At 46.9% G+C, this 12,968-nt stretch carries 13 protein-coding genes; 8 read left to right on the top strand and 5 right to left on the bottom strand.

Annotated features, from left to right (window positions below; all coding sequences use genetic code 11):
• Window positions 1–56 precede the first annotated feature (56 nt).
• Window positions 57–1,076: a magnesium transporter CorA family protein gene (locus tag ASD24_RS06710; protein ID WP_235540431.1), complete on the top strand. Its 1,020-nt coding sequence runs from the start codon at window positions 57–59 to the stop codon at window positions 1,074–1,076.
• Between the two features lie 17 nt (window positions 1,077–1,093).
• Here the strand turns inward: ASD24_RS06710 and ASD24_RS06715 are convergent, their stop codons facing one another.
• From ASD24_RS06715 to ASD24_RS06730, 4 genes are all read right to left on the bottom strand, one after another.
• Window positions 1,094–1,459 (bottom strand): DUF5665 domain-containing protein, encoded by a 366-nt coding sequence (locus ASD24_RS06715; RefSeq protein ID WP_056693403.1) that lies wholly within the window; start codon window positions 1,457–1,459, stop codon window positions 1,094–1,096.
• Between the two features lie 233 nt (window positions 1,460–1,692).
• The gene (locus ASD24_RS06720; protein ID WP_056693406.1) at window positions 1,693–2,118 is read right to left on the bottom strand and encodes a YtxH domain-containing protein; all 426 of its coding nucleotides are present in this window, start codon (window positions 2,116–2,118) and stop codon (window positions 1,693–1,695) included.
• A 64-nt stretch (window positions 2,119–2,182) separates the two neighbouring features.
• Window positions 2,183–2,440 (bottom strand): GlsB/YeaQ/YmgE family stress response membrane protein, encoded by a 258-nt coding sequence (locus ASD24_RS06725; protein WP_056693407.1) that lies wholly within the window; start codon window positions 2,438–2,440, stop codon window positions 2,183–2,185.
• A gap of 146 nt (window positions 2,441–2,586) precedes the next feature.
• Window positions 2,587–3,285 (bottom strand): phosphatase PAP2 family protein, encoded by a 699-nt coding sequence (locus ASD24_RS06730; RefSeq protein ID WP_056693409.1) that lies wholly within the window; start codon window positions 3,283–3,285, stop codon window positions 2,587–2,589.
• A 176-nt stretch (window positions 3,286–3,461) separates the two neighbouring features.
• On the opposite strand from ASD24_RS06730, the gene ASD24_RS06735 reads away from it, so the two are divergent.
• Together ASD24_RS06735 and ASD24_RS06740 are read left to right on the top strand one after the other, a co-directional pair.
• A complete protein-coding gene (locus tag ASD24_RS06735; RefSeq protein ID WP_056693411.1) occupies window positions 3,462–4,481 on the top strand; it encodes an asparaginase in 1,020 nt (339 codons plus the stop codon).
• A 298-nt stretch (window positions 4,482–4,779) separates the two neighbouring features.
• Window positions 4,780–5,505: a pirin family protein gene (locus ASD24_RS06740; protein ID WP_056693413.1), complete on the top strand. Its 726-nt coding sequence runs from the start codon at window positions 4,780–4,782 to the stop codon at window positions 5,503–5,505.
• Between the two features lie 218 nt (window positions 5,506–5,723).
• Here the strand turns inward: ASD24_RS06740 and ASD24_RS06745 are convergent, their stop codons facing one another.
• Window positions 5,724–5,945, bottom strand: coding sequence for a DUF1128 domain-containing protein (locus ASD24_RS06745; RefSeq protein WP_056693416.1), 222 nt, complete (start codon window positions 5,943–5,945; stop codon window positions 5,724–5,726).
• Window positions 5,946–6,100: 155 nt separating this feature from the next.
• On the opposite strand from ASD24_RS06745, the gene yyaC reads away from it, so the two are divergent.
• From yyaC to ASD24_RS06770, 5 genes are all read left to right on the top strand, one after another.
• Complete coding sequence (gene yyaC / locus ASD24_RS06750) at window positions 6,101–6,658, top strand: spore protease YyaC (protein ID WP_235540433.1); 558 nt, start codon at window positions 6,101–6,103, stop codon at window positions 6,656–6,658.
• Between the two features lie 289 nt (window positions 6,659–6,947).
• Window positions 6,948–7,745 carry an alpha/beta fold hydrolase gene (locus tag ASD24_RS06755; protein WP_056693417.1) on the top strand — a complete coding sequence of 266 codons (798 nt, stop codon included), beginning with the start codon at window positions 6,948–6,950 and terminating at the stop codon, window positions 7,743–7,745.
• Between the two features lie 301 nt (window positions 7,746–8,046).
• Window positions 8,047–8,751, top strand: coding sequence for a DUF6483 family protein (locus tag ASD24_RS06760; RefSeq protein WP_056693419.1), 705 nt, complete (start codon window positions 8,047–8,049; stop codon window positions 8,749–8,751).
• 95 nt (window positions 8,752–8,846) lie between these two features.
• Window positions 8,847–10,073, top strand: coding sequence for a class I SAM-dependent methyltransferase (locus tag ASD24_RS06765; protein ID WP_442952581.1), 1,227 nt, complete (start codon window positions 8,847–8,849; stop codon window positions 10,071–10,073).
• A 1,404-nt stretch (window positions 10,074–11,477) separates the two neighbouring features.
• The gene (locus tag ASD24_RS06770; RefSeq protein WP_327205231.1) at window positions 11,478–12,926 is read left to right on the top strand and encodes an O-antigen ligase family protein; all 1,449 of its coding nucleotides are present in this window, start codon (window positions 11,478–11,480) and stop codon (window positions 12,924–12,926) included.
• Window positions 12,927–12,968: the final 42 nt, after the last annotated feature.

Genomic DNA, 12,968 nt, shown 5'->3' on the forward strand with positions numbered 1-12,968 from the left:
TGGAAGTGCTGTGGAGAATAGGATAAATGTATGCTGGAATGGAGGAGTTAAAACCCGTGGATGAGGTGGATTTGCAAATTAGACGAGATCGATTGTCTTTCTCGAATAAGTGGCAATGGTGGGACTGGGTAGCACCAGACAAAGAGAGTATGGATGAGGTTTTGCACGAACTGACGGAATCCTTCCCGGAAATGCAATATTGGCTTCGCAAAATCCCAGAGGTGCATTCCAATTACTTATCTGTCCGATTTATGAATGGTGAAGAGCCGGTTATATTTGGTTCTTTATTATATGCAGTGAAGAATGAGAAGGATAGTGAGCGAAAAGAAAATCAGATGTTTTTCTATGTGGATCAGAGTACACTTGTTACCCTCAACATGGATAATAATACGAGAGGCATCATGAATACTGGAGAGCGTGCTGCCATGCTGAATCAGTGCAATGAGGCAAGAGACGGCATGTTTGTTTTGTTTCGAGCGATACTGCACTATTATCATGTCGGAATGGATCATTTTGAGATGAATCTGCGTGAGCTAGAGCGGAAGATGGAATCACGCAATGCGCGCACACTGATGGATCAGATTCTCGTATCTCGGTACGAATTGCTGTATTGGAGCAATCAGTTTATTCCCTTTTCTGAGTTAATCGCAGCCTCCAAGGAAGCTTACCTGGATGAAATACAGGATAATCGTTTTTTTCGACAACTTCAGCATCGAATTGAACGGATCGAACGACTTTTTCAGCACTATGAAAAAGAAATCGACACGTTGATCTCAATCGACAATGCAACCTCCGGTGTGCGAGGCAATGAGATCATGAAGACACTTACCATCGTAACCTCTGTGTTCACGCCCGCTACGGCAGCTGGTGCGATCTGGGGAATGAACTTTGAGAACTTACCTCTAATTGATAAAACCTGGGGAGTGGTTCTGGTCATTGCCCTAATCCTGGGTAGTATGTCTGGCATGTACATTTGGATGATGATGAAAGGCTGGACAGGGGATCTGTTAAGAATGAAGTCCTCCCAGCCTCCAGTTGATGAGAACAAACGCCCCACTTCCGTTAGGAAAGGATAGGCTAGGGGCTCATCCTCCTAATTTTTGTAGTCTTCAATATAGCCCAGTAGATCCGCAATGTATTGTCCAACAATCGGCATGTTCACAAATTGACTTAGGAGATAACCGAGAAGACCCAGTACAACAAATGTTCCGACAGTTAATCCTAAACCACGAGCCATACCTGCTGTGAAATTGGTGATGATGCGTTTCTTGGGATTGGTATAGTTCTCGATGATATCCTTAATCTGCGCCTTCTCAAGACTATCCGCAATTTGATCTAGACGGGTATTGAGCTTTTTCACCTCATGTCGCAGTTCAAAAGGATGCTCAGACGTATCATACTGCTGTCTAGGAGGGTCTCCTGATAAAGGCGAGTTGCCGTTAATTGTAACTTTACTCATGTTCATTCCTCCTATGATGAGATGGGAAGAGAAATAGCCAGCTAAACTCAGCTGGCTATTTTACATTCAATTAGCCTTATAGAAGTTGTTCAAAAAGTCCGCTTTTGATTACGTAGGATGCCTAGTGGCATCTCAGCGTCGAATATGGAATTCAGCTGAAATAAGTCGAGGCTTACGAAGTTTGTTTCCTTCGGAAACAATGTAGTTGCTCACGTAGGTTTGCCTACGCTCCGCTACTCCATTTCTATCTTCATCAGACTGGTTGAATTCAGCTCTTTACGTGCATCATCCTTTGCTTCTTCAGCTGCTACAGCAACCTCGTTCGAAGCTTTGGATGTTTCGTTAGCGATATCCGTCGAAGCTCTACGCACGGAATCCATAACGTCATTGCGACCTTGATTCACGGTTTTTGCAATATCAGACGTTTTAGAAGATACCGTTTTGGCTAATTCGGATGCTTTATCACCTACTACGCATGCAACTTCCTTGGTACGATCAGTAACCATGCCGACTTTCTCGGAAAGGTCACCACGCAATTCACGTCCTGGCTTAGGAGCAAAGAGCAATGCTGCTGCTGCACCTAGCAAACCTCCGATGAAAATTCCTTTTGCGAAAGTGGAACCCGTCTGTACAGGATATTGTTCTTCTGCTTTATTCATATTCAATCACTCCTTCTTCAGATTAAGAAACGGATAACGAAACAACGAACACCTTGTTGACCGATCAGGCAGCCTGTCTGAACAGTCTGGACACAAGCCCCAGCAAGAACACAAAGAGCGCTGTACCAATGATGGCTGGAATCACTGCAAAGTTACCGATAACTGGTCCCCAGTTACCAAGCAAAAGTGCTCCTAACCAGGCTCCTGCAAATCCGGCAATCATTGCGCCGATGATACCTCCGGGCATGTTGTGACCGGCAAGTGCATCTCCGATCAAACCAATAATGACCGCCATGATTATGCTGATAATAATGCCCCACATAACAACCGCCTCCTTTAAACTTGATGTAGGATGTTGTCTGTTCGCGTTTGCTTACTTCGTATATAAACGCCGTGCTTCGAGGTGAAACAGTTAAACTTGTAGTTAGAGGGTTGGAAATTTATATGTGATGTGGCTTAGACCCGCTCTTAGCTCCGTTGTCTAATACCAGGGATCATGCAGATAATCCAAGCTAGACCCGCCATAAATCCAGTGAAAACATCGGAAGGATAATGAACACCTAACATGATCCGACTTAGACCAATCAACGTTACAAATATGATGCCACATAAAATAGGAATTCCTGGTCTGGATGTCCGCAATTGCCATTCAATAGCCCAGATGACGAAGAGCATACCGTAAAAGCCCATGGAAATCATGGCATGTCCACTAGGGAAGCTATAACCGTGAACAACTAATAGATGCTCAAGCTCGGGTCTGCTTCGTTGAAAAATCTCCTTTAATCCAGTATTCAGTGCCCACATAATGGCGAAACTGCCCAATAACGCATATCCATACAAGTAGAATCGAGGAATTCGCTGTAAGAAAAACAGGAACGTGAAGCCGATGGCTGCGAGTGCAGAGATCTTAAAGGATCCAAGCGCAGTAATAAACGAAGTGAAAGGAAACAGTTGAAGACGAGTTTCAGAATGAAGATAAAATAAACGTTGGATCTGATGATCCCATTGCAAAATCACATCCGCGCCCAGGATGTAGGCAAGAGCAGCAATAAGAAATACAACGACAGAACTTATGACAATGCCTGCGATACTCCATATAAGTAGGGTACGAATTGGTGAATTTGATTTAGCCAAAAAGCTCGGTGAGGACTGGGCGTTACGTAGCATGATGAGTATCTCCTCCGTTGATGTAGTCAGATAGGAATATGGTTAATGCTTTACCCGAAAGATATGTCGAAAAAACTGTAAAAATGAAGTTTTTGTACTATACTAATTAAGATATCCCATGCGGCGTCGTGACGCAAAGCAGATATGATTATGGGAGCATAAAGGAGAGAACTCGCATGGAGAGTGCCCTGTTAGTTAAAGAATACCGTGCTGGCGAGATGGAGTGCGCCCACTACGGTCACATAAGTATTACAGACGAATACGGTAAAGTGGTTTATTCGGTAGGTAATCCACATTTTAGAGCGTTTACGCGTTCATCAGCCAAACCGTTTCAAGCTATTCCAGGTATTCGTGCAGGAGTTGCGTCTCACTATGGGTTGTCAGCTCAAGAGATTGCTATTATGGCATCCTCACACCGATCGGAACCAGCTCACATCCAAGTATTGGAGCAGTTATCTGCCAAAATTGGACTGGGAGAAGAATGTCTAGTCTGTGCGGCGAGTTACCCTCTAAATGAGGAGAGTCGAAATGAATGGTTGCGCGGTCAGGGAGAGAAGCGCCGGATTTTGCATAACTGTTCGGGGAAACACTTAGGTATTCTTGGATACAGTCAGATGAAGAAGGTTGATCTGGGCAGTTATGCTGAGCGAGAACATCCGGTACAGCGCGAGATTTTGGAGACGATGGCGTATATGGCTGGGATTGAGAAGGATGAAATTCAACTAGGGACGGATGGCTGCGGCTTTCCGGTATTTTCGTTGCCATTATCAGCATTATCGAATGCTTATCTGAAATTAGCCTGTCCAGATCTAATCGAGGATGCTTCGACACGCAGTGCGGTAGAGACCATTACAGCGGCAATGAACGAATTTCCACTTATGGTAGGTGGGACTCATCGCGTGGATTCTGTTCTACTGGAAGACGACAACATCGTAGCCAAGGGCGGATTCAAGGGTGTATTCGGTTTTGCACTCAAAAAAGAAAGATTAGGCATCACCTTTAAGATCCTTGATGGTTCAGAGGAAGAATGGGCTTGGATTGCCCAGTCGATTCTTGAGCAAATTGGTTATGCGAACCAAGCAACTATTGCAAGGTTACGCGAAGTATATCCACCAGATATCCGAAATGATGCTGGCATCATTGTAGGACGTGCAGAGAGTGAATTCGTTTTACAATCAACTAAAAAAAGCGTATAAACTGAACTAAGTCGTGTCTGAAAACTCGCTGAAGTGCATCTTTTACCCTCTTTTCGCCCCTTGCTGCGTCACTTTCCCTTGACGTGCCCCGGCACGCCTGCGGAAAACTTCCTGGCCTGGAACGAAAATTCGGCAAAATCTGCGTCTTCGGAGTTTTCAGGCACTCCCTAAAGTGCGTGATTAGAATGCTCTAACCAAGGGTAAACATGACATACCAACTGGTATGAATCTATACCATTCGTATATACGAAGGCTGCTAAGAGATACTGGCAGCTCTAACCCTTGGAGGTGGATGAACATGATTAAAGTAGTGACATCGGAAGAAAGGCACACGTCGGATCGCGGTTGGATACACAGTGAGTTTAGCTTTTCTTTTGCAGATTATGATGACCCAAGCAATGCCCATTTTGGCTGCCTGTTAGCTCATAATGACAACACGCTGATGCCGCAAGAGGGCTTTAAGAGACATCCACATCATGATCTAGAGATTGTTAGTTATGTCATTTCAGGAACGTTGAAGCATACAGATACAATGGGAACAGAAGAATTGCTGGAACCAGGAACCGTACAGGTGATGAGTGCGGGGACGGGAGTCGAGCATTCGGAGACCAATCCTTCAACAGAGGAGCCGGTACGTTTTCTGCAAATGTGGTTCTTGCCTTCTGAACGGAAAGCCGAGCCATCGTATACCAACCGGCGTTTTCAGCCGGAGGATCATCTGAACCGGTTATGCCCTATCGTGTCAGGGCAAGCTGGAGAAGGCACGGAGGATGCGTTACCTATTCATCAGGATGTAACATGTTATATGTCTAAATTGGAATCTGGCAAAAAGCTAATGTATCCACAACATGAAGATAGGCGTACACACCTTTTCCTGATCAGTGGTCATATCTCCATTGAATGTGCTGATGGCAACTTTGATCTTAAACCGGGAGATGCAGCACGAATTCGTAAGAGCTGTGATCTGCAGATCACTGGAACGGGCAAAGAGCCTGCTGAATTTGTACTGATTGATCTACCATAAGGAGTTATATTCTGATGCTTTAGTTTTCAGGATGACTCGGATTCGTACTGAATCTGTACCTATGAATATTGGAAAATAAATGAACAGAAGAGGATCTATTCCCACTATGATGTGGAGAATAGATCCTCTTCTGTCTAAGGTTTCTTTCGCTACACTCTACGGTGTAGTATCAACTTCAGTCTGCCATCATGATGTCTGACAATCTGACAGCAAAGAAGTTACTTGCGCAGGTTACCAAGTTCAGAAGCTACGGCTTCAACCTCAGAGATGCTCAAGTGTTCTTTTCCCATAACCATCTCATACAGATCATGAAGGTCTTCATACTTTTCCAGTGGAAAAGATGATCCTTGCATTGCGGCTCCACTCGCCATCCGCAATTTGGTTTTGATTGCCTCAATCATATATTCCATATTGGCAGTACTTGCTTGCGTTAAATCCATCGTTATGTCCATCCTTTCCCTATCGGAAACTGTTGTCATTGTATCATGATTGGACAGGCTCAGGCGAATGCTTTTGCGGGAAAAGAGGGCATCAGGTAAAATGATGGATACTACAACAGTCGACATCTATGCGATGTGCGAAGGAGGAAACGTTTTTGGCAGCATATAAGCGGGAATTGATCCGCAAGCAGAATCGAGAAACCCGTAGAAGTGTGCAGGGAGAAGAGCTGGACTTGTTTTTCCACAACATATACCAGGTTCACTCCCCAGATGAGATCACCTTTGTATGTATTGGTACGGATCGTTCTACAGGTGATGCACTTGGGCCGTTAACAGGGAGTTTGCTGGAGGGAAAAGGAGTGGGGCATGTTATAGGAACAATGCCATATCCTTGTGATGCAGACACGCTACAACAGAAGCTAGCATCCATCCCGCCACATCATGTCATCATTGCCATTGATGCGTGTCTGGGGCCAAAGACTGCGGTAGGTCACTTTTACCTATTTAATCAGGCCTTGACTCCAGCTGAATCCGTAGGGGGCAACCTGCCATCCGTCGGACATTATAGTGTAGCCGCTGTGGTGAATGCGAATGGGCCAAGACCATATACTGTGCTGCAAATGACGTCTCTTCACCAGGTGATGAACATGTCCCACATGATTGCAGAAGCCGTGTTGAAAGCAGCAGTTTCGGGGCAAACGTTTCATTCCTGATAGGAAAGCTTAATAATATACAACCTGAGCTTCAGCTTGAGAGGTTGTTCAAAAAGTCTGCTTTTGATTACGAAGGATGCCTGTTGGCATCTCAGCTTCGAATATGGAATTCAGCCGAAATGTCCGTTGCTCACGTAGATTTGCCTACGCTCCGCTACTTCATTTCTATCTTCATTCCATCTTCTCGGTACTGAAAACCACCCTTTTTGAACACGAACTTGAAGTGAATGAACCAGATTCATTACAATGAACGCAAGTGCATTTATTATGTGTAGAGAGAGGGATACATATGGAAAAAGTGATGTGTGATGGAACGACGATTTGTTATGCTGAACAAGGTCAAGGAGATGCGCTGATCTTACTCCACGGATATTGTGGCAGTTCGTCCTATTGGGATGAAGTGGTACCTGAGCTTGCACGAAACTACCGCTGTATCGTGCCTGATCTGCGGGGACACGGGAAAACGGATGCGCCTGTAGGAAGTTATACGATTGATCAGATGGGCAATGATGTGCTGCAATTAATGGATGAGTTAAAGGTAGAGAAGGCAACGCTGCTCGGTCACTCCATGGGAGGTTACATCGCCTTGTCTATTGCTCAGCGTCATCCGGAACGACTCAATGCCTTTGGTTTGATTCATTCAACGGCTTACCCGGATAGCGAAGAGGGGAAAGAAAAACGACTTCGTGCCGTGTCAACGATACAGACGGACGGAATTGTGAATTTCGTGGATGGTTTGGTTCCCGCGTTATTTACCCCAGAGCATGTAGAGTCCATGTCGGCACAAGTTACACGTGTGAAAGAAATTGGGTATCAGACAGCACCACAAGGAGCTGCTGGCGCTGCGCTCGCTATGCGTGAACGTCCAGATCGTCGTGATGTATTGTCAGCTACACCATTACCTGTACTGTTGGTTGCAGGAGAGAAGGATGCTGTTATTCCGCCAGAACGCACCTTCACAAGTGATAAGCCACATATTGTACAAGCGGTAATTCCTGGAGTAGGACATATGAGCATGTACGAGGCACCGGAAAAGTTAATTCAGGTGATTAAGCAATTTATGGATGGATTGTCTTCATCGAAATAACGCATGGAACGGAGGATTATGGCTTAGCTTCATTTACAGCATAAAGTGATGATCCATTTAACCGTTTAATATCTATGATCCATATATATAAACCCTCTGCCAAATTCCTTATTCGGGAAGGCAGAGGTTTTTTTACGGTATAAGGACACGGCTGGAACGGCGTACTTTGGCTTTTTGATAGTGCATGCATTAAAATAATGTTCATAGAGGTTGTTCAAAGTCCGTCCTTTTTGAACACGCAATGAAAGACTAGCTAGGCCGAGGTATGGATCAACAAGCGAACGTTAAGGGGGCATATTGGATGTTCAGAAAAGACTATCTGCTCCGCATGGTGGAGGAAATGACTGAGGCGATCGGCAAAGTGTTCACGTTGAAGCAACAGCGGAAACATGCCGAGGCGCTGTCCGAACTAGATGAATTACTTCGCAGGAATTTTGGTTTGAATTCGTCTTTGCTGAATTCTTTGCCTGCAGAGGATGTTATCGAGCTGTTCCGTTTTCGTGGCATAATTGAAGTAGATAATTTGCAGCAAGCGGCACGCCTACTTGAAGAGGAAGCTTATATATATGGTGAAAAAGCGAAGGTTGAAGGCATAGGTGATGAGGAACGACAGCATTCATTAGATGAAGAACTCATTCGATTAATGAAATCTCTTCATTTTTATCTATATGCACTAAATCACGGAGCCAATCCGAAACTGCTGGATGCGCCGGATCGTGCCGAGTCCATTCTGGAACTAACCAAAGAATACGAACGACCTGCACGAACGGAGAAGCAGCTTGCCATGTACCGTGAACAGCAAGGAAAGTATGATCAGGCAGAGAACAGCTGGTATAGGCTGTTGCATGTTGGTGGAGAGCATCCTGTGAATTATCGTCATGATGTGCAGGCATTCTATGAACGGCTAAGTGAACTTGAAGATGCCAAGCTTGAGGCGGGAGGACTCCCTCGTGAGGAAGTGGAAGAGGGGCTTACCCAGTTAGATCGGGAAATGGCAAACGGATAGGAACACCGCTTGTTAGATGTCCTTGCTTGGAGCGGGGACGGAATTGTGGTATGGTAACGGTTGACCAAACCAAATCGAAAGTGAGATGTACCCCCGTGGATTCATTGCGAAAGCTTATACAAGACATCTTTGAACAGAACTCGCTGATTACGGCGACCTGGAGCCAGCTGCGCAGACGGGACAATGTCTCGTATACGAAAGTGCAAGTCAAGCCGGTAACGCTCAAAAATCAGTTGCATTATCAATTCGCTTTTCATTATAACAACAAAGTGCTGCATGAGAATTTGACTCCGGCTGAAGCGACTGAACGCATGACTGAACTGGCCGAAGAGACGTTTCGTCAAGGGCTGCTCTGTACCACAGAAGCAGACTATCAAATTTTGATCAGCAAAAAATATAAAGTCTCGATTCTAACCAAATCCGCATCCAAGACGGCTGTGGATCTGTCCCACAATCGCAAGAAGCAATATGTGCTGGAGGATGGGGTACCTGTTTCCTTCTTAGTTGAGCTAGGAATTATGAATGAGGAAGGTAGGGTGCTGGCTCGTAAATACGATAAGTTCAGACAGATCAATCGTTTCCTTGAGATGGTTCAAGATGTGATTCCCCATTTACCTGAGGGGCGTCCGCTGACCATTGTTGATTTTGGCTGTGGTAAATCGTATCTGACCTTTGCTCTGTATCACTACCTGTCCGTGCAGCAACGTAGATCCTTGAAAGTTATAGGTCTGGATCTGAAAGCGGATGTCATCGAGCATTGTAATGATCTAGCGAATAAGCTGCATTATGGTGATCTGAAGTTTCTAGTTGGAGACATCGCAGACTATGATGAGCTGAATGCAGTAGATATGGTCGTAACACTACACGCCTGCGATACGGCGACAGATGCGGCATTAGAAAAAGCAGTCCGTTGGGGAGCTTCCGTTATTTTATCGGTTCCATGCTGTCAGCATGAGCTGTTTGAGCAGATCGAGTCTACGGTCATGAATCCATTGTTATCCCATGGTATTCTCAAAGAGCGCTTCTCTGCACTCGCGACAGATGCCATTCGTGCTAAATTGCTGGATCTAATGGGATACAAAACGCAATTGCTCGAATTTATCGATATGGAACATACGCCCAAAAATATACTCATACGAGCTGTAAGAGGCCAAGCAGGTCCAACGAAGCAGTTGTGGGATGAGTACACAGCGTTCCGTGATTTCATTCATGCCGATCCGTATCTGGAACGAGCTTGTGCAGATCTGTTGCCAGGAGGCGGTTCTCGGGAAGCGTTAGGCATAGATGAAGCTACTGCTTCAAGTGATTGTAAGAACTGTTAATGAAGGGACATGGCTAATCCATAACTCAGGAACTAAAACTCATTAACCACAACGATACGTTCAATAAATGCGGCAGAAGTTCCCTGTAAAGGGGCTTCTGCGTATTCGTTTGTTAAGTTCAGCCAGAATTGTTCTGGCTGGCTTTTTTGTTTTTTTAGGTTAGCCAGTAATGATTGGTTAGCCTTATTTGTGCTTTTCAGGGAAGAGCGATTAATGGAGTAGCGTGGGATGAGTAGAGTGAAATGGTGAAATGCAACTGTCGATAGATTGGAACGGTGAAGCAAAAGTAGGCTCGTTTATGTTTCCTACAGATCCTGACCATACTGATAATCATTGAATGGGAAAGCTTATGAAAGCGAATCGGAATTGCTTCGTCACTTAGGTAGATATATGTAGCAGCTTGGTATAAAGACGACGACACAGTATAAGGAATTTAGAGATACAGATAGGAGGTGCCATGTGTCAGCAGAGAGGGATACGTCCAAACGAAAAGGGAGAAATTCGCTGGAATCATGCTTAACCGCAGCAATGGGGTTGATCGTTTGTATGCTCTTGTGGATGGCATCTCTACGCCGGGGATTGTTTTACGCCAGTGATGTTTATGGAATTCTCTTGTTGGCTTGTGCAGGGGCATTACTCGCATTCATCTTCGTATCATATTATGTACACCAAATGAAGTCTAAACGAAGGTTGCCTAACATAAATGAATTCGGTCTGGCCCAGTCAGAGGATAAGTCGATACAGTTACCTGCCTTGGGTTATTTTTCGTGGACGCTCTGGCCGTTAGGTATGATGGTATGCTTTGCCCTGCATGCGTTGACCGGCTCACAGAGTACACAGGGTAGTTTAGACGAAATGCTTCGTTGGAGCTTGCTAGCCATCTTTGCTCTGCTGGTAGTAATATTGGCTTGGCTGCCGCAAGGAGCAGGATGGTTTAGGCTCGGCTGGCAGATTACAGGCGGCGTGCTGGTGTTAAGCGGCATCTTAACCGTGTGCGGTATAATGCCGCTGCCCTTTGGGGTCATGCGAACAGCCGACCCTGAGATAAGCTCAGCTGGAGCACGGCTCGGCGGATTGCTGCAATACCCCAATGCGTACGGTGCCGTAGTCGGCATGTACGCACTGGAGCGGCTAGGCGCCGCCGCGCGCGTCATCGGCTGGCGACCGCAGCACGGCGTGCAGCCTGGAGCCGCACAGCCGCCGCGCGCCAGGCAGCTCATCGCGGCTGCAGCGCCGCTGATGCCCGCGATCGCCGCGCTCCTGCTGAGCGAGTCGCGCGGCGCTTGGCTGGCAACCGGCTGCGCAGCCGGTTGCGCCTTCGCCCTACAGCGGCGTGCATTCCGCCTGCCGCTGCTGCTGGCCACGGCCGCGCCTCTGGCGAGCGCGGCGTGGCTTCACCGCCAGTTGGCTGCTGCCCAACTGGCGCCTGCACCTGTGCCCGGCCTGCTGGCACTGGCCGGGGCATGGGCAGCTGCGCTGCTCGGCACGCTGCTGCTGTGCCGATTATGGCACGGCAGCGCGAGTTCGCGCGCAGCCGCCATAACGGCTACAGCGCTGGCGGCAGTTGCCGCAGCCACGCTAGCCGTGGCCTCCACCGCCGAGCGTCTCGCGGCAGGTGTCGGTACAGGGCTGTCCCGCCTACGGATGTGGCAGGACGCCCTGAAGCTGTGGACCGAGGCCGCATGGCTCGGCCACGGGGGAGAGACATGGCGCGGCATGTATCGCGCCATACAATCCTCGCCGTATGTTGGCGGCGAGGTTCACAGCGGCATCCTTGATCTTGCGCTGGATGCCGGCATAATCGGACTAGCGCTCGTTGTATTGTGGTTTATATCAACAATACGCATCGTATGGCGAAATGCCACTCACCTAGTTCCTTGCATCCTAGTTTTTGGTCTTCACGGTGCAATTGATTTTGACTGGAGCTTCACATTACTGTGGATGATGTTTATCTGGATTGGTGGCTGGGCATATGCCTTGCGATTCAATGTGCATCAAACGCTGGGAGCACAATCATCCGTGCACAGTCCAAAAGGGAGGATTTTGGAACATAGTCCATCTGTTTCACCGTTCGGATGTAGCACGAAGCTAATTCCTTCAAGGCAGCATGAATGGGGGAAAGCGAAACACGGTGAAGCATATTCTCAAACGGTATTCTCTCGATACAGGTATGAGATAGGGGATCTTATACATAAATATCAAATGGTGAATATATGGACTACAACTGGTTTGATCGTACTTACTGCGGTTTGTTGGATTGGCGGGATAGCTTGGCTGGCTAGCCAGCAAATGGAAGCGGAAATGCATTATCGTCAAGTCGTGCAATCAACGGATCTATCGGAGGAACAAGCAACGATACTTATTCAGGCATCCCGAGCGAATCCATACCGTTCAGATATCGCCATTACGCTAGCTCGTTTACTTCCTATGGTCGATGCAGAGAAGATGCTGCGACAGAGCCTGTCCCATACCCAATCGGATGCCAGAATGTATTTTGAATTAGGACAACTCACAGCCCGATCGCTTAAGAGCGAACAAGCCATACACTATTTTAACGAGGCCATTGCATTGAACAAGTATGATGCTACATTTCATTTCGGCGCTTTATATTGGATGGAGCAGATCGCGCAGCAAGAGTTGAAGGTAGGGCAACTGGATCAAGCCAGGCAGACCGCTGCGGCTGGAGTGCATATCGTTGAACGTTATAGGCAGTTGGTTGAAGAAGTGGCGATGAGTAATGATCGCAATGACCGCCATTTCGCACTTCACCAAGCAGCGACCGTGTATGAAGATAGGCTGCGAACGATAGCTGCCAAAGCCTATTTTTCTAAAGATTCCAGCAGCGTTCGCTGACCCATCTACACCGGCTCAACTGTAACACATGAGAGCGGAGAG

This window comes from Paenibacillus sp. Root52 (assembly GCF_001426865.1).
In the GTDB taxonomy this organism is placed as follows: Bacteria; Bacillota; Bacilli; order Paenibacillales; family Paenibacillaceae; genus Paenibacillus.